The sequence below is a fragment of the Arthrobacter sp. Soil_C_49 genome, assembly GCF_057656635.1.
On record NZ_JBDGJZ010000007.1, the window covers coordinates 168,429 to 181,944 of the forward strand.

Genomic DNA, 13,516 nt, shown 5'->3' on the forward strand with positions numbered 1-13,516 from the left:
ATGATGACAATCAAAGATCTGCGCGATAAAGCCACTACTCCCCGAGTCTTCAGAACCGCAGGGCGGCTAGGCTCGCGTCTTTCTTATACTTTTGGACTGCTTCTTGTACTGCTGGGTCTCTGGCAGCTGGGCACATCACTTAACCCTTCGCCGTTCTTCCCCACTCCATTGAAAATCGGCACGCACGCTTGGAAGATGTTCTTTGGCTCCGCCAGCGGCGGTCCAATGACAGAAGCTATGACGATTCATACCTTCCAAACCCTTGGCCGGGTTTTGACCGGGTTCATTCTCGGATCGATTGTAGGTATCCTGCTGGGCACGGCAATCGGTTTGTACCGAATACTCCGTGATGTGACTGATCCAGTGGTGGAATTCCTGCGCTCTGTTCCTGCCACCGCGACTCTGCCACTCTTTATCGTGCTGCTCGGCGGTGAGGACAGTATGCGCGTGGCCTTCATCGCCTACGGCATCTCATGGTACGTCCTGATAAATACCGCCAACGGCGTGGGCTCCATTCACCCAACGCAATTGTCTATGGGCGAGGCATTCCGCCTTTCCTACCGTCGAAGACTGACCGGCATCATCTTGCCTGCCGCACTGCCGAAAATCTTCGCCGGCATTCGCCTGGCGCTCACAGGGGCCCTGATGTTCGCCATCGTCTCTGAATTCATCTTGGCAACGAACGGAATTGGCTTCCAGCTCCTGCAGTCTCAAGCCCGATTTCACGTGCTGGATATGTGGTCGTGGATGTTGTTGCTAGCCGTCCTCGGCTTGCTGTTGAACACCCTCCTAGAAATCGTTGAAAATCGTCTTCTGGCATGGCACCGCTTGGCCAGAAGCTAAGGGATAGAGATCATGAACACCAATTCCTCAAATGACCCTGGTGCAGCTTTAATCAACAACGCCACCAAAGTGGGACCGTTGCTCACCGTCAACCGGGTAACGCACACGTACGGCTCAGGCCCAACCGCACATACGGCCCTTAAAGACCTGTCCTTCGAGATTTATCCTCAGGAGTTTGTCTCCATTGTCGGTCCCTCCGGTGCGGGCAAGACCACTCTCCTCCGAACGCTGTCCGGACTAATGGTTCCAACCAGTGGCACGGTCAGCATCGGGGGTAAGACCGTTACCGGGGTCCCGGAGGGAATGGCCATGGTATTCCAGGATTACAGCCGATCCCTCTTGCCGTGGCTGACAGTGGAAAAGAACGTGGCGTTTCCGCTGACAAAGGATGCTGGCACACCGGCTGAACGTAAGGCCCTGATTCGTGAAAGTCTTGAGGCCGTTGGCCTGCAGGGCTTCCCCGATCACTATCCCTGGCAGCTTTCTGGCGGTATGCAGCAGCGGGTGGCCATCGCGAGAGCCTTGGCCTACCGCCCGCGCCTTCTTCTCATGGATGAGCCGTTTGCCTCGTTGGATGCGCAGACCCGTGCGGAGCTAGAAGACTTGGTCCTCACCCTTCGAGGGCGGTACGGCATCACAGTACTTTTTGTTACCCATGACATCGATGAGAGCGTTTATCTCGCCGACAGGGTGTTGGTGCTGTCCAAGGCACCTGCGCGCCTTGTGGAAGACATCCCCGTGGCGCTGCCCGTTCCCAGGGACCAAATCTCGACCAAAGAGAATGAAACGTTCGTGCATCTCCGGGGGCATGTTGCACGACTCATCCGCAGCGGGGGGAACTGGCGCAGTTGAATTGACGCGGACCCGGACCTTACTGCCGCCACGGAAAAGACTCACGTCATCTGTGGCATACAACTTGAGAAGAACCAACCTGACCCGCACTAATCATTAGCTTGATGAGTCGCGGCCAGACAGAAGTTTACGCAAGAACATAGGCATCGCCGGGCCCTGGCGAATCATCACGTGCAGCTCTGGAATTCGGGGCTGGTCTGTACCTTTGACAGCCTTCGCTCGGCCGGAAGCGCGTCGGATAATCAGCACTTGCCGGGTTCAACCGGCGCCGCTGGGAAACGTAGGAGAAACAAAGGAACCATGAACCAGGCTTTTGTGTACGACGCCGTGCGCACCCCGTTCGGCAAGTTCGGTTCCGGCCTTGCCGCAGTGCGTCCGGATGATCTTGCCGCGCACGTGATCAGGGAGTCCGTGAAGCGCGCCCCCGGGTTGGATCCGGAGCGGATTGATGAGGTGGTGTTCGGCAACGCCAACGGCGCCGGCGAGGAGAACCGGAACATCGCCCGGATGGGCACACTGCTCGCGGGACTGCCGGTGTCCATTCCGGGGACCACGGTGAACCGGCTTTGCGGCTCGTCGCTGGACGCGGCGATCATCGCTTCGCGGCAGATCAACGCCGGCGACGCGGACCTGGTCCTGGTGGGCGGTGCCGAGTCGATGTCCCGTGCGCCGTGGGTGCTGCCCAAGACCGAGAAGCCCTACCCGGCCGGGGATATGACCCTGGTGTCGACCACCCTGGGGTGGCGGCTGGTGAACAAGGCGATGCCGAAGGACTGGACCATTTCCCTGGGGGAGGCCACCGAACGTTTGCGCGAAAAGTACGGCGTGACCCGCGAGGCTCAGGACGAGTTCGCCGCCAACTCCCACAACCTCTCCGCGGCAGCATGGGACGAGGGCTTCTACGACAATCTTGTTACGCCCGTCCCGGGTACTGATTTGGTGCGGGATGAGGGGATCCGCCCCGGTTCGACCGCGGAGAAACTGGCGGCGTTGAAGACGGTATTCCGGAATGAGCCCGAGGGGGCCGAGGTGGGCGGCACCGTCACCGCCGGTAACGCGTCGCCGTTGTCCGACGGCGCTTCCGCGGCCTGGGTGGGGTCCGAGGGTGCCGCCGGGCTGCTGGGGCTGGACCCCCTGGCGCGGATCGCCGGGCGCGGCGCGCACGCCAATGACCCGCAGTACTTCGGCTTCGCACCGGTGGAGGCGGCGAATAAGGCCCTCGCGAAGGCGGGCATCGGCTGGGAGCAGGTGGGCGCCGTCGAACTTAACGAAGCGTTCGCTGCGCAGTCCCTGGCCTGCATCAGCGCTTGGGGCATTGATCCGGCGATCGTGAACCGGCATGGCGGGGCGATCGCGATGGGCCACCCGCTGGGTGCATCGGGGACCCGGATCCTGGGCACCCTGGCCCGGTCCCTGCAGGCCTCCGGTGAACGCTGGGGTGTCGCGGCGATCTGCATCGGTGTGGGGCAGGGCCTGGCCGTGGTCCTCGAAAACGTGACCGCTTCCAACGGAAAGGCGTAGGCGAATGTTGAGTTTTGTTGATTCGGTCCAGGAGGCCGTGGCCGGCATCAAGGACGGCTCCACCGTGATGATCGGCGGGTTCGGCAACGCCGGGCAGCCGTTCGAACTGATCGACGCGCTGATGGACTGCGGCGCCAAGGACCTGACGGTAGTGAACAACAACGCCGGCCAGGGCGACCAGGGCCTGGCACTGCTGATCAAGGAAGGCCGGGTGAAGAAGATGATCTGTTCCTTCCCGCGGCAGTCCGACTCCTGGCACTTCGACGCCAAGTACAAGGCCGGCGAGATCGAACTCGAACTTGTCCCGCAGGGCAACCTCGCCGAGCGCATCCGCGCTGCCGGGGCCGGGATCGGTGGCTTCTTCACCCCCACCGGGTACGGCACCATGCTGGCCGAGGGCAAGGAGACCCGGATCATCGACGGCCGCGGCCAGGTCTTTGAAACGCCGATCCACGCCGACGTGGCCCTGATCAAAGCCCTCAAGGCCGACGGCAAGGGCAACCTGGTGTACCGCAAGACCGCCCGGAACTTCGGCCCTATCATGGCGGCTGCCGCGAAGCAGACCATCGTCCAGGTCTCCGAGGTCGTTCCCACGGGTTCCCTGGACCCGGAGAACGTGGTCACGCCCGGTCTCTACGTCAATACGGTGGTCAGCGTGGCGGCCTCCGGCAGCACTGCCGGCACGAGCGAGAAGGTGGCCTGAGATGAGCGTCCAGTCCAACGAAACATCCATCCAGACCTCCGCCACACCGCTGGGCCGGGATGACCTGGCCCGCCTCGTGGCCAGGGACATCGCCCCGGGATCGTTTGTGAACCTGGGCATTGGCCAGCCCACCCTGGTGTCCAACTACCTCACCGAGGACCAGGACATCACCCTCCACACGGAGAACGGGATGCTCGGCATGGGCCCCGCCGCCGAAGGGGAGCAAATCGACGGCGACCTCATCAACGCCGGCAAAATTCCCGTGACTGAACTCCCCGGGGCGTCCTACTTCCACCACGCCGATTCGTTCGCGATCATGCGCGGCGGGCACCTGGACATCTGCGTCCTGGGCGCGTTCCAGGTCTCGGCTACCGGTGACCTGGCGAACTGGCACACCGGGGCACCCGGGGCGATTCCCGCCGTTGGCGGTGCCATGGACCTCGCCACCGGGGCCAAGGACGTGTTCGTGATGATGACGCTCCTGACGAAACAGGGCGCCTCCAAGATCGTGGAAACCTGCACCTACCCGCTCACCGGCGTCGGCTGCGTCACCCGCGTCTACACCGACAAAGCCGTCTTCCTCACCGGACCCGACGGCGTCACCGTCCGGGAAACCTTCGGCTGCACCCTCGAAGAACTCCAGGAACTGGTACCCGTCCCGCTCAAGTCCGCTTGCGTGCTTTGACTGGCAGCGAGAGGTGTTGATGCGGGACGAGTCCATTGCGCCAAGGATCATGTCGTGGGGGAGCAGAATGGGGACATGCCCACATATGATCAGTTGACGCACTGGGTGCGACACAGTCCCTAATCTCGAATACATGAAATTGGCCGGTGTGCCGACTTCGTCGCTCTCCCGCAGAAGCGCGCCAGTGGCAACCAAATCAAGGCAGCTGACTCATTAGCGAGATCAGCGGAGCACCGTCGACCGCGACCCACGTCGCGTCTACTGGACCGGATGTTCGGGCAATACAACCAGCGTGTTTGGCTGCGTAGAACGGTGCCCGGTTCAAAACCGCGTCTCCACAAGGCGCAGACCAGAGAGATGACGTCCTGCCCGGCTCCCTCGATTCACATCGCCTGTAGCCCGAGGCAGGCCGATTCGAGGGGTGCCACATGACGCAACCAGCCAAGCTGATTCAGCTGGTGACTAGAGCAAAACAATTGGTGGATGAAGCATCCGCCCTCGGCCCTCTACTCCGGCAGACCTGGCGAAAGCTGTCGACGAACCGCGGCCTTCCGTCTATAGGATCATCAGCTCGCTTGAACAGTCAGGGATTCTCCCCCGCACCGCGACGGGCTCGTTGAACTTGGCACTGGGATCTTGCGGCTGGCGGAGGCGGCAACCAATGCTCTCCTCGATCATGAAGCCCTTAAGACCCTGCTCGAGGGTATCCAGTCCGAGCTTGGCCTAACGGCCGCCCTCTGGATACCACGCAACGGGACTGCCGTCTGTCTGGAGCAGGTCGACTCGACGGAAGTTGATCTCCACAAGCTCTCGTCTGGACGGATCCTTCCACTCCACACCGGTGCCGCATCCCATGTGCTCCTGGCATGGCAAACCCCCGAAGTGCTTAACGAGCTCCTTGCCCAAGCCCCCTATGTGAAATGGGCGTCAAGGACGCCCATTGACGCCGAGACACTCCGCCAACCGGTCACAGACACCAAACGCGAGGGCTCGGAGAATGGAGTCCAACGAGGTTGTGGACGGGATCGCAGCCTTGGGATTTCCCGTATTCAACGTGGACGGCAGCATCTTCGGTGCGTTGACAGCAGCAGGTCTGGTCGACCAAGTCGTCGCACAGCAGGAACAAGCCAAGATTGTTCTCGCGGCTGCCGCGCAGACTCTGAACCGATCTCATGGCTGAATTCAAACCCGTCCCGGCCGCCAATGAGTTCAATCGCCCCGAATCCAGCGAATCGGTAACGGCCAAGGCAAGCTGCCTCATGGATGCGTTGGCTGTCGAACGCCTTTCGACCTCGGCGAGACTCGCCGGCCTCATAGGCGCACCCATCAGCTCCGTATACCGTATGTTGGGAACATTTGTTGTGACCGGTTGGATAGAACAGCTCGGCCACCGCGGTTCCTATCGAATCGGCAGCAAGATGATCTCCCTCGCGGGGAATCTGCTGAACCAATTCGATTTGCGGCGGACCGCGCTACCCGTGCTTCGCGAAATCCACGATGCAATCGGGGAGACGTCCTTCTGTGCATCAAAAGCGGTACCCGTGCTGTCTGCATCGAGCGCATGGACGGTAAGCGAGTAAACAGTCGCCGCTTGGCCCTTGGAAGCTCGTTGCCCTTGCATATCGGTGCCGCACCCCGGGCATTGTTGGCTTTCGACACCGTGCAGTCCTGGGAGGAGTACGCTGCGGTCATCGGCCAGAGCTCGGACTTTAGTTTCGGCGTGCGATCCCGAGCGGAATTCTTCGGAAAGCTCAAGAAATCCGCGATGCCGGCTTCGCCCTCAGCGACGACGAAGTAACCTCGGGAATTGCCGCCGTCGGTGCCCCAATTTTTGATCATCAGGGCCACGTAATGGCGTCCCTATCCGTCTGGGGCCTCCGAGATGCCATCCTCCACCAACCGGATTCCTCACCGAACATCATTGTCTTGGCCTTCGACGGGGCACGACGGCGGTCCACCTATTCTGGTGCCCCAAAATCCTGCATATAGCGGTCTACCCAGCCCAACGCAAAGGAAAATCCGAAGCTATCCCGTCCGTCGGACGGGGACTCTTGCAGCTAATCCACTCCCGTGCTGCAGGAGCCGACTATAGAGGTTTTGTATGGCTGGTCAGCCTGGTGTTCTGATTCCTGATCTCGTTGCGGTCGGTTGGGTTCCAACTGGAATTTGGTGTTGGATGCCGATCTTATGGTCAACCGGAGTCTGCTTAGGAGGGGTGCTCAGTCTTTTGGTGCATTTGCAGAATGTTTTCATCAATGGCGTTAACGTCCCACAGCCCTGCACCACCGGCGTTGCGATTAGTGTTCTGAATGTTTGCGCCCCCGTCTATCGACAGAACCTCCCCGGTAATGTAGCTGGCATCATCACTGAAGAGAAAGGCCACGGAACCGGCAATTTCTTCTGCCTTTCCCGCCCGGCGCAGCGGTGAGGTGCCGGCGCGACGAATCATATCTGCTTGGCCGGCCTCACCGAAGATTGCGGTAGGCACGATGCCCGGGGCTATAGCGTTCACTCGCACGCCTATAGGACCACCGTAGACGGCAGCACCGTGCACCAACCCAATGGCGCCATGTTTTGATGTCGTATAAGCCAGCAGATCATTGCTGCCCCGCAGTCCCGCAATGGAGGCCGTTATCACGATGGAACCGGTAGTCCCGGACCTGAAGTACTCACGGAAGGCAGCCCGAACGCCAATAAAGGGGCCACGTAAGTTTACGGCCATGACCCTATCCCATTCTTCAACTGTGACGTCGGTGAGTTCGGCGAGCGAACCAGCGATGCCCGCGTTCAGGAAGTGGAAGTCAACGCGGCCGAAAGCCGCAATGGCTTCTTGCATGTATCGCTCAACGCCTGCTTCCGTCGACACGTCAGCGCCGACTCCTATGGCTTCCGTGGACAGTTCGCTTGCAGTCCTCTTGGCCGCCTCTGCATCCAGATCAACGGCAACCACTTTTACGCCTTCCGCAGCCAGGCGGTGGACGGCAGCCGTGCCGAGCCCGCCGGCCGCGCCGGTGACCACTGCAACCTTCTCCCATAGTCCTGCATGTGCCATGTATTTTCCTCTTTTCTAATTGGAATCGGAGGCACTGCCCCTAATACAGAAGGGATCAGTAGCTCCTGCCGACAGCTCCCCTGGTCTGCGGCGTCTACCAGTACAGCTTCTGAAAATTTCAATGAACCGAACGAATGGTGCGGCTTCGTCTGCGCGAGGACTTCTCATTAGACAAACAGGCGATGGGTCGGGATGCGACTATTCCCTATCCCGGTGGGCAGAAGATTTCATAGGAATCCATCTTCAATAACATGCGTCGGGGAACGGATTCGTCGGCAAGAACCCATAGCGCCGAGCCGTCGAAGGTGACTCCATCTACGTTGCCCGCGCAGACGTTGGTCCCGTTCCTCCACACCTGAATGTATGCCCCGTCTAGGGTTCGCCAGTCTTCAATGCGCTGATAATGGCTTGGGGGACCCGGCTTCCGGCTGGTTTCCCGAGCGTGCTCCACCGCCAATTGCACCTCCTTGCTTATCGGCCCTGCACCCACCGGACTCAGACATGGGTGACGTGATACGTGCGTCCATTAGGTATTGTCATACGATATGCCAAAGCTTGCAAGGTCACGCTTCTAGCCGGGTGGTTTCCCGCAAATCCAGATTGAGGTAGTCCGTCAATTGTGGGGCCAAGCCCCTCGCCCTGCACAGCAACCGCTGCCGCGCATCTATCAGGCGGGGAGGAATTTACGAAAACGAGCAGGCTTAAGGGCTGGCGTCCGGCCTCATCCCGATTTCCGTAGGTTTGGGCCCTAACTCTGCGTGGTGAGTTGCTGCCTGCAAGGTTCAGAACCTGCCTGCGTACGCCTTTCAAAGATGGATTGACTGCTTCCTAGTTTGTCGTACACTCTTAGTAGATTGTCATACGATCAGGCCGTACCACATTCCAGCCTCAGGCTGTCATTCAATGAGAGTTACGAGGAAGTAGCCCATGAGTACTAGCAACGATGACGCGAGTATGCAGCACAAGAAATTAGGCCAAGCCGCTTTCGCGGTTGGTGTTGGAAATTTCATGGAGTGGTTCGACTTTGCCGTCTATGGCTTCTTCGCTGTCATCATCGGCCAACTGTTCCTTGCGGACCAGAGCCCTGTTGTCTCACTACTGTCGTCGCTGGGAGTCTTCGCTGTCGGCTTCCTGATGCGGCCACTCGGCGGCTTCATCCTCGGGCCCATCGGGGACAAGTATGGCCGCCGGGCGGCTCTAAGTTTTTCGGTCCTGGCGATGGGTCTGGCGACGACAATGATCGGGTTCATCCCGACCTATGCCGTCATCGGAGTCGCTGCCCCGCTCCTGCTCGTGCTTCTGCGATGCATACAGGGGCTTTCAACCGGCGGTGAATGGACCGGATCCGCTGCCTTTCTCATCGAAGGAGCCCCGCGGCCTCGCCGCGCCACTTATGCCAGCGTGATTTCGGCAACCGCAGCCCTCGCCACTGTGGCCGGCAGTGGTTTCGCGCTTTGGCTGAACAACGTCCTCACTAAGGACCAGCTGATGGACTTTGGCTGGCGAGTTCCCTTCTGGGCCGCCGCCCCACTGGCCATGATCGGACTCTTCGTGCGGTTGCGGCTGGACGACACCCCGGTCTTCAAGGACATGATACGGGCGGCGGGTCCCCAATCTGATCGGAACCGTAGGCTACGTCCTCCTGCCTATCCCCGTGTTCGTGCTCATGAGCACGGGGAATCCAGCGATCATTATCTTCGGCCTCATCCTTCTCGGCGCAACGCAGTGCCTGGTGTCGGTCACTACAGTCGTGATGCTCGTGGAACTCTTCCCGGCTTCCACGCGGGCAACCGGCAGCGCAATCGGCTTCAACATCGCCCTAACATTCATTGTCGGTCCCGGCCCGTACATCGGTGCGTTCCTTGCCTCCAACACCGGCAGCCCGATCGCCCCTGCATTTTACCAGGTCTTCATCGCCCTGGTCGCGTTCATGATTCTGCTCAAGTGGCCGCCCGAAGGCAGCAAACAGGACATCTTCAGCGATGAGATCCATTGGCATGCCAAGAGTTCCGACGCGGGTGAACTGCCAAATCGACAGCGTAAGCGAGGGTAAGCACCAACATGACTAACCACGAGACCTATCAAATCAGCATTGTGAAGTTCGGGACCCGGTCGACGGTCAAAAGTGACGTTTATCTGAATTTCCACATCTACAACGCTGCTGACGAGCCGGTGGAGATGGACTACTTCTTCTGGGTGATCCGGAACGCGCAACGTACCGTCCTCGTAGACACAGGCTTCTCTCGGCACGGCGGAGAGGTGCGTAACCGAACCTTCCTGATCGAGCCCGCCGTCGCATTTGGAGCGCTCGGAGTGGACCCGATGGCCGCGCCCCAAGTTGTGGTCACGCATGCCCACTATGACCACATCGGAAACCTGGATCTGTTCCCGGACTCCGAAATCGTTATAGCCCGGGCGGAGCTGGACTTCTGGCTCAGCAGCTACGCCGCGCGCAAGCAGTTCAAGCATTCGGTTGAGAGCGACGAACTCGACTACCTGCGGCGGGCGGCGGAAGAGGGCAGGGTTACGACCTTCGACGACGAGCTCACCCTCGTCCCCGGAATCCAGGTCTCCCGTGTCGGCGGCCACACCCCCGGCCAATCCATCGTCACCGTGGATACCAATGAAGGCCAGGTTGTCCTTGCCTCCGATGCAATTCACTACTACGAAGAATACGAGCAGGACCTTCCCTTCATGTTCGTAAATGACGTGCAGGAGATGTACGCCGGCTTCGACAGGATCCGGCAATTGATGGAAACCACTGCCACCCACCTAGTGACCGGTCACGACCCCTCCACGTTGGAGCGTTTCACTCCTGTCTCCCGCGGCCCCCTGGCCGGTCTGGCGGCCACCATCGGCAGAGAGAAAGGACGCCCATGATTTGCCAGCGACCAGACGGCAAAGTTTTCCTGCGTGGCAGGTGCAGCCGGAAGTCCGCGACGGGCGTCCGGCCAAGGGACCGCCGACACGCGGTCCCAAGTGGTCCTGATTGACTTCGACCCCGACTCCTCAGCTGCAGTTGCCCGATCAAAGTGCAGCAGGTCCAGCATTGCCGACAACCTCTCCAGCGATTTCGACGTATGGAACTACCTGCACCCGGGCATGGAGGCATTACTCGCTGCCAACGGCGGTGCCTCGATCTCTATTACCGTAGGCGCTCACGTCGGTAGGGGATGGGAAACCGCCCGACTAGACGAAGCCGCCTACAACCATCATTCTCAAAGGACAGCATCATGAGCGAACTCCGCATCGGGTTTATCGGCCTTGGCAACATGGGCGGCCGCATGGCAACCTGCATCACAAAGGCCGGACGTGAGGTGCTCGGCCACGATCCCGTTTCGGTCAATATTTCCGCAGCCGGTGCGACACCGGCCGGGAGCGCCGCAGCCGTAGTGGAAGGCTCCGACATCCTCCTTCTGTCGTTGCCCAAGAGTGCCGTCGTTGAGGCCGTTATGCTCGGCGATGACGGCGTGCTGGCCCACCTCCGTGGCGGTCAGATCGTCGTCGACCTCAGCACCTCGGCCCCAGCGTCCACCCGCATGATCGCCGAAAAGGTCGCGGCTTCCGGTGCCAGTTATTTGGATGCCGGCATCTCCGGAGGAGCGGCGGCCGCGGAAAAGGGGGCCTTGGTGCTGATGGTAGGCGGTGACGCGGCAGTCCTTGAAAAGGCCCGTCCGACACTCGAATTTTTCGCAAGCAAGATCTTCTACACTGGCGGTTCCGGGGCGGGGCACACCACCAAACTCATCAACAACTTCTTAAATGCCATCACCTTGTCTGCCACGGCCGAAGCCATGGTGGCTGGCAAGAAAGCTGGCCTTGACCTGGAAGTGCTGCTCGATGTCATCAATAACAGCTCGGGTGTCAGCTTTGCGTCGCTCAACCGCTTCCCGAAGATCATCAAAGGCGATTATCTGCAGGGTGGACTCACCAATGCACTGATGATGAAAGACGTTCTGGCCTACGTTGAGCTGGCAGGGGATCTGGGAGTTGCAAGCCCAAATTCTGCAGGCCCGCTCGCCAGCTTCGGTCTGGCCAATGCCATGGGATACGCCGAAAAGATCAGTAATACGGTAGTGGACGCGCTCGGCGACGTGTCCGGTGGCGTAAGGCTATTCGAAGCCGCTACCTCCGACCCCGCAATGGAACAGCAATGAGGATCATCAACGGCCCGGCGCAGGACGGTACAGCCGGCAAGGCTGGCTCTCAGTTCACCGGCACCGCGTACCCCTACCTGACAATGGCCGCTACTGACGGTGTCACGATCAACACCGTCAATTTCACGCCCGGAGCCCGAACATTCTGGCACCGTCACGAGAACGGCCAGATCCTGCAGGTCATCGCGGGGCGGGGACTGATTCAAGCCGACGGCGAGGACTCTCCCCGAGTGCTCAACGCCGGAGACACCGTGTGGTGTCCGCCTGGCGAGAGACATTGGCATGGGGCCGCAGCAGATTCTTTTATGACGCACACCGCGATTTCCCTTGGGGTGACCGAATGGGCGGAGCCCGTCGGGGAATCGGACTATACCAAGACCGCAGAACTCCGGAAGGAATAATCATGGACAGCAACGACAGCCACTCACAGACTTACGACGACGGGCTCGTGATCCGCAAAGAAGTCCTGGGTGTCAGCCACGTCGAACGGTCGCTAGGCCAGGTCTCCGAGTTCAGTCGACCGATCCAGGAACTCGTCACAGAGTACTGCTGGGGCGCAGTATGGACGCGGGAGGGCTTGGACCGGCGCAGCCGCAGCCTCATCAACTTGGCGATGCTCACGGCGCTCAACCGCTCGCACGAACTCGGCGTCCATGTCCGCGGCGCGATCAACAACGGGGTGACAGAGCAGGAGATCCAGGAAGTTCTCATGCAAACAGCCATATATGTGGGGGTTCCGGCGGCGCTCGAATCGTTCCGGGTGGCTGAAAAGGTCCTCAACGAACTCAAGGTCAGTGAGACTCCATGACGACTGTTGCCTTTATCGGGCTCGGAAATATGGGCTCTCCCATGGCCCGGCGCCTCGTCGCCCGGGGCCACACCGTGCGCGGCTTCGACCTCTCCGAAGACGCCCGTAAGGGACTGTCAGCCGTTGGAGGGGAGACATTCGAAAGCCCAGGCGCGGCCGTGGCCGGTGCCGGCCTAGTCATCCTGATGCTGCCCAGCTCCGCGGTCGTAGAGTCCGTCCTCGGCAGCCCCGATGTCACCCACGCCCTTACCGCTGGCACCTTGGTAATTGACATGAGCTCCAGTGAGCCGCTGCGCAGCAGGGAACTCGAACAGCGGCTGGGCCGTCAGGGCGTCCGCTTTGTAGACGCACCGGTCTCGGGCGGAGTCAAAGGCGCGGAGGACGGCAGACTGACTGTCATGGCCGGCGGGAGCGATGACGACCTGGCCCTGGCTGAGCCGCTCCTTGAAGTTTTCGGGACAGTCCGCCGGGCAGGACATGTCGGGGCGGGGCACGCGGCGAAGGCCCTGAACAACCTCATGTCCGCGACGCACCTACTCGTCAGCAGCGAGGCAATCCTGGTCGGGCAACGTTTCGGAATCGATCCTGAACTGCTCCTTCAGATCGTCAACGGCTCCAGCGGGAAGAGCGGCTCCACTGAGAACAAGTGGCCCAACTTCATCCTTCCGGGAACGTACAACTCCGGATTCGCCTTGAAGCTGATGCTCAAGGACATGAAGATTGCTGTGGATCTTGCTGATCAGCTCAACGCATCAGCCACGCTCAGCCACGCGGCAGTCCAACTCTGGCAGGAAGCGGCAGAACAACTATCCGACGACGCTGACCACACTGAAATTGCACGTTGGGTGGCTGCAGCGTCAGAGGAGTCTGCAATCGACCGCCGGTAGGACTGCAC

At 60.5% G+C, this 13,516-nt stretch carries 16 protein-coding genes and 3 pseudogenes; 18 read left to right on the plus strand and 1 reads right to left on the minus strand.

What is annotated here, in order from left to right; genetic code table 11:
* From AC3A4Z_RS13300 to AC3A4Z_RS13350, 11 genes and pseudogenes are all read left to right on the plus strand, one after another.
* Complete coding sequence (locus tag AC3A4Z_RS13300) at positions 1–843, plus strand: ABC transporter permease (protein ID WP_498711972.1); 843 nt, start codon at positions 1–3, stop codon at positions 841–843.
* A 12-nt stretch (positions 844–855) separates the two neighbouring features.
* Positions 856–1,695: an ABC transporter ATP-binding protein gene (locus tag AC3A4Z_RS13305; protein WP_498711973.1), complete on the plus strand. Its 840-nt coding sequence runs from the start codon at positions 856–858 to the stop codon at positions 1,693–1,695.
* Positions 1,696–1,995: 300 nt separating this feature from the next.
* Complete coding sequence (locus tag AC3A4Z_RS13310) at positions 1,996–3,216, plus strand: thiolase family protein (protein ID WP_498711974.1); 1,221 nt, start codon at positions 1,996–1,998, stop codon at positions 3,214–3,216.
* 4 nt (positions 3,217–3,220) lie between these two features.
* Positions 3,221–3,919: a 3-oxoacid CoA-transferase subunit A gene (locus tag AC3A4Z_RS13315; RefSeq protein WP_498711975.1), complete on the plus strand. Its 699-nt coding sequence runs from the start codon at positions 3,221–3,223 to the stop codon at positions 3,917–3,919.
* Between the two features lies 1 nt (position 3,920).
* On the plus strand, positions 3,921–4,604 hold the full coding sequence (locus AC3A4Z_RS13320) for a 3-oxoacid CoA-transferase subunit B (protein WP_498711976.1): 684 nt from the start codon (positions 3,921–3,923) through the stop codon (positions 4,602–4,604).
* A 490-nt stretch (positions 4,605–5,094) separates the two neighbouring features.
* Positions 5,095–5,331: a helix-turn-helix domain-containing protein gene (locus AC3A4Z_RS13325; RefSeq protein WP_498712076.1), complete on the plus strand. Its 237-nt coding sequence runs from the start codon at positions 5,095–5,097 to the stop codon at positions 5,329–5,331.
* Positions 5,241–5,582, plus strand: a pseudogene (locus AC3A4Z_RS13330) (IclR family transcriptional regulator domain-containing protein); the annotation flags it as partial. The gene AC3A4Z_RS13325 and the pseudogene AC3A4Z_RS13330, both read left to right, overlap by 91 nt.
* A 19-nt stretch (positions 5,583–5,601) precedes the next feature.
* A complete protein-coding gene (locus AC3A4Z_RS13335; protein WP_498712080.1) occupies positions 5,602–5,784 on the plus strand; it encodes a hypothetical protein in 183 nt (60 codons plus the stop codon).
* Positions 5,777–6,184 (plus strand): helix-turn-helix domain-containing protein, encoded by a 408-nt coding sequence (locus AC3A4Z_RS13340; protein WP_498711977.1) that lies wholly within the window; start codon positions 5,777–5,779, stop codon positions 6,182–6,184. Before AC3A4Z_RS13335 ends, AC3A4Z_RS13340 begins: the two co-directional genes overlap by 8 nt.
* Positions 6,166–6,402, plus strand: a complete 237-nt coding sequence (locus AC3A4Z_RS13345) for a hypothetical protein (RefSeq protein WP_498711978.1) — start codon at positions 6,166–6,168, stop codon at positions 6,400–6,402. The genes AC3A4Z_RS13340 and AC3A4Z_RS13345 overlap by 19 nt, the downstream gene beginning before the upstream one ends.
* Positions 6,342–6,593, plus strand: a complete 252-nt coding sequence (locus AC3A4Z_RS13350; protein ID WP_498712078.1) for an IclR family transcriptional regulator domain-containing protein — start codon at positions 6,342–6,344, stop codon at positions 6,591–6,593. Before AC3A4Z_RS13345 ends, AC3A4Z_RS13350 begins: the two co-directional genes overlap by 61 nt.
* Before the next feature lie 217 nt (positions 6,594–6,810).
* Here AC3A4Z_RS13350 and AC3A4Z_RS13355 read toward each other — a convergent pair whose 3' ends face one another.
* Positions 6,811–7,656 (minus strand): SDR family NAD(P)-dependent oxidoreductase, encoded by an 846-nt coding sequence (locus tag AC3A4Z_RS13355; RefSeq protein ID WP_498711979.1) that lies wholly within the window; start codon positions 7,654–7,656, stop codon positions 6,811–6,813.
* 954 nt (positions 7,657–8,610) lie between these two features.
* Here AC3A4Z_RS13355 and AC3A4Z_RS13360 point away from each other — a divergent pair.
* From AC3A4Z_RS13360 to AC3A4Z_RS13390, 7 genes and pseudogenes are all read left to right on the plus strand, one after another.
* Positions 8,611–9,228 (plus strand): annotated as a pseudogene (locus AC3A4Z_RS13360) (MFS transporter); the annotation flags it as partial.
* Positions 9,229–9,262: 34 nt separating this feature from the next.
* Positions 9,263–9,709, plus strand: a pseudogene (locus AC3A4Z_RS13365) (hypothetical protein); the annotation flags it as partial.
* A gap of 8 nt (positions 9,710–9,717) precedes the next feature.
* Positions 9,718–10,536 carry an N-acyl homoserine lactonase family protein gene (locus AC3A4Z_RS13370; RefSeq protein WP_498711980.1) on the plus strand — a complete coding sequence of 273 codons (819 nt, stop codon included), beginning with the start codon at positions 9,718–9,720 and terminating at the stop codon, positions 10,534–10,536.
* Positions 10,537–10,889: 353 nt separating this feature from the next.
* The gene (locus AC3A4Z_RS13375) at positions 10,890–11,813 is read left to right on the plus strand and encodes an NAD(P)-dependent oxidoreductase (protein ID WP_498711981.1); all 924 of its coding nucleotides are present in this window, start codon (positions 10,890–10,892) and stop codon (positions 11,811–11,813) included.
* Positions 11,810–12,214, plus strand: a complete 405-nt coding sequence (locus AC3A4Z_RS13380) for a cupin domain-containing protein (RefSeq protein WP_498711982.1) — start codon at positions 11,810–11,812, stop codon at positions 12,212–12,214. The genes AC3A4Z_RS13375 and AC3A4Z_RS13380 overlap by 4 nt, the downstream gene beginning before the upstream one ends.
* Before the next feature lie 2 nt (positions 12,215–12,216).
* On the plus strand, positions 12,217–12,621 hold the full coding sequence (locus AC3A4Z_RS13385; RefSeq protein WP_498711983.1) for a carboxymuconolactone decarboxylase family protein: 405 nt from the start codon (positions 12,217–12,219) through the stop codon (positions 12,619–12,621).
* On the plus strand, positions 12,618–13,508 hold the full coding sequence (locus tag AC3A4Z_RS13390; protein ID WP_498711984.1) for an NAD(P)-dependent oxidoreductase: 891 nt from the start codon (positions 12,618–12,620) through the stop codon (positions 13,506–13,508). The genes AC3A4Z_RS13385 and AC3A4Z_RS13390 overlap by 4 nt, the downstream gene beginning before the upstream one ends.
* The last annotated feature ends 8 nt before the right edge of the window (positions 13,509–13,516 follow it).